The sequence below is a fragment of the Methylobacterium sp. WL103 genome (genome assembly GCF_008039885.1).
Taxonomy (GTDB): Bacteria; Pseudomonadota; Alphaproteobacteria; order Rhizobiales; family Beijerinckiaceae; genus Methylobacterium; species Methylobacterium cerastii.
The window spans coordinates 1-2541 of record NZ_VRUX01000595.1 but is presented as its reverse complement, the minus strand read 5'-3'; the positions used below and the strand labels follow the sequence as shown (position 1 = coordinate 2541).

Sequence of the window (2541 nt, the reverse complement as noted above, 5' to 3'; positions counted from 1 at the left end):
CCGCCCGCACCGCCGGGGCCGCCCTGGCCGAAGGCCGTCGCCGTGCCCAGCACCAGGACCGCGGCCGTCACCGTTCCGCGAAAGATCTTGTTCATGGCGTTCGAATCCGTCCCATTCTTGATGAAAGACCGCGTCCTTCGCCGACCGGCGACGTCACCGGCCCGAAACGGCACAGTGCCGGAAAGCGTTCCGTCGTGCCGCGCCGCCCGAGCGAGGGTGCGAGACGCGTGTGACGGCAGCGGTGGGCCGTCCCGCCCGGAGGGTTTCGAACCCTAGGCGGCCCCCCTCCCCGCCTGTAACGTCGCCGGTATCAAGAATGCGCCGTCCCAAGGACGGAGACAGGGAGCCAGCATGTCCGACTTGATCGGGATCGCGCCATCCGCCGAAGACGTGGCGGCCGACCGCCGCCGCCGCATCAAGGCGATCGTCGCGTCGTCTTCGGGTAACTTGGTCGAGTGGTACGACTTCTACTGCTACGCCTTCTTCGCGATCTACTTCGCCTCGTCGTTCTTCCCGAAGGGCGACTCCACCAGCCAGCTACTGCAAACCGCCGGCATCTTCGCCGTGGGATTCTTCATGCGGCCGATCGGCGGCTGGCTGTTCGGGCGCATCGCCGACCGCGTCGGGCGCCGCACCTCGATGGTCATCTCCGTGATGATGATGTGCGTCGGCTCGCTGTTCATCGGCCTGCTGCCGACCTACGAGACCGTCGGCGCCGCCGCCCCCGTCCTGCTGCTGCTGGCGCGCATGCTCCAGGGCCTCTCGGTCGGCGGCGAGTACGGCACCAGCGCCACCTACATGAGCGAGGTCGCGCTCAAAGGTCAGCGCGGCTTCTTCGCCTCGTTCCAATACGTGACGCTGATCGGCGGTCAGCTGCTCGCCTCGCTGGTGCTGATCGTGCTGCAGTTCGCGATGACCGAGGCCCAGCTCCACAGCTACGGCTGGCGGATCCCGTTCTTCATCGGCGCGGGCGCGGCCGTCGTCGCGCTGTATCTGCGCCGCTCGCTCGCCGAGACCGCGGGCTCCGACAAGGAGAACGCCGGCACCTTCTCCGAGCTCGCCAAGCATTGGCGCGCGTTCTGCGTGGTGCTGGCCTACACGGCTGGTGGTTCTTTGGTGTTCTACACCTTCACCACGTACATGCAGAAGTACCTCGTCAACACCGCGCACTTCGACAAGGGCACCGCCTCGCGCACGATGACCGCGGTGCTGCTGGTCTACATGCTGGTGCAGCCGGCCTTCGGCGCGCTGTCCGACAGGATCGGGCGCAAGGCCAACATGCTGCTCTACAGCGGCCTCGGCACGCTGATGGTGGTGCCGCTGATGACGGCGATCGGCGCGACGCAGGACCCCTACGTCGCCTTCGGCCTGATCACTCTCGGGCTGCTGGCGGTGAGCTTCTACACGGGCATCAGCGGCATCGTGAAGGCGGAGCTGTTCCCGACCAAGGTCCGCGCGCTCGGCGTCGGCCTGTCCTACGCGCTGGCCAACGCCACCTTCGGCGGCACCGCCGAATACGTGGCGTTGTGGTTCAAGGAGGCGGGGATGGAATCGAGCTTCTTCTGGTACGTCACCATCCTGCTGGCCATCGCCTTCGTCGCCTCGCTGATCATGCCGAACCCGAAGGTCCACGGCTATCTCGACGGCGACGGCACGGTGGAGGAGGCGCTGGGCGCCAAGGGCCGGTTGGCGCGGGCGTAGCGGGTTCCCCTCCCCCCGCAGGGGGGAGGGAAGCGCCTGCGCTACTTGATCACCGCGCAGCCGATGCGGTCGCCCGCGCCGCCGATCGGCTGGGTGGCGTGGTCGTCCTCCTTGGCGTGGACGATGAGCGCCGACCCGTCGCCGTCCTTGAGGCCGCCGTCGCCGGTCAGCGGGGTCTCGCTCGAGACCTCGGCGTTCACCGAGCCGTCGGCCGCCGCGTAGACGTTGGGCAGGTCGCCCTCGTCCGGGCCGTCCGGATTGAGCAGGCCGTGCTTGCTCTGGTCGTGGTTCACGTGGGCCTTGGAGTTCATGAACTTCTCGGTGTCGGAGCAATCGCCGACCGCGTGGAAGTGGATGCCGTGCCAGCCGGGCGGCAGGCCGCCGGCCTTGATCGCGATCCGCATCACCAGCGCGTTGGCGCCGTCGCGGATCGTCAACGTCCCGATCGGCTCGCCCTTGTTGTTCTTGATCTCGCCGTCGAAGGTCTGGGGCGCCGCGGCCGGGGCCGCCTCGGGGGCCGGCGCGGTCTGCGCGAGCGCTCCGCTCGCGCCGGATGCGAAGCCCGCAAGGGCTCCGAGCATAAGGGCTGCGCGCAACGGCAGGGTGCGTGTCATATGATGGCTCTCCTCTCCACGTCGGGCTAGTTAAGCTCTCGCCCGGTCGTCCGACAGGGGTTTGTTCGATTGCGCCGCCCGAGGCGGCAGAACCATCCGTGACCCAACCCCGATGACGCGAGACAGGATCAGGGCCGACCTCATGCTGGTCGAGCACGGCCATTTCGAGAGCCGCGCGCGGGCGCAGGCCGCCATCGCCGCCGGCCTCGTGCGGGCCGACGGCCGG

At 68.6% G+C, this 2541-nt stretch carries 2 protein-coding genes and 1 pseudogene; 2 read left to right on the top strand and 1 reads right to left on the bottom strand.

Translation table 11 applies throughout. The features are described 5' to 3' along the window. The first annotated feature begins 351 nt into the window (after nucleotides 1-351). A complete protein-coding gene (locus FV222_RS22870) occupies nucleotides 352-1701 on the top strand; it encodes an MFS family transporter (RefSeq protein ID WP_147764138.1) in 1350 nt (449 codons plus the stop codon). A gap of 41 nt (nucleotides 1702-1742) precedes the next feature. Here the strand turns inward: FV222_RS22870 and FV222_RS22865 are convergent, their stop codons facing one another. Further along, on the bottom strand, nucleotides 1743-2282 hold the full coding sequence (locus FV222_RS22865) for a superoxide dismutase family protein (protein ID WP_238272903.1): 540 nt from the start codon (nucleotides 2280-2282) through the stop codon (nucleotides 1743-1745). 145 nt (nucleotides 2283-2427) lie between these two features. Here FV222_RS22865 and FV222_RS31470 point away from each other — a divergent pair. Further along, nucleotides 2428-2541: pseudogene (locus FV222_RS31470) on the top strand (TlyA family rRNA (cytidine-2'-O)-methyltransferase); the annotation flags it as partial.

Excerpts from the sequence above, each read along its gene's own strand:
- FV222_RS22870 (WP_147764138.1), top strand. The coding sequence starts at position 352 with ATGTCCGACTTGATCGGGATCGCGCCATCCGCCGAAGACGTGGCGGCC.
- FV222_RS22865 (WP_238272903.1), bottom strand. The coding sequence starts at position 2,282 with ATGCTCGGAGCCCTTGCGGGCTTCGCATCCGGCGCGAGCGGAGCGCTC.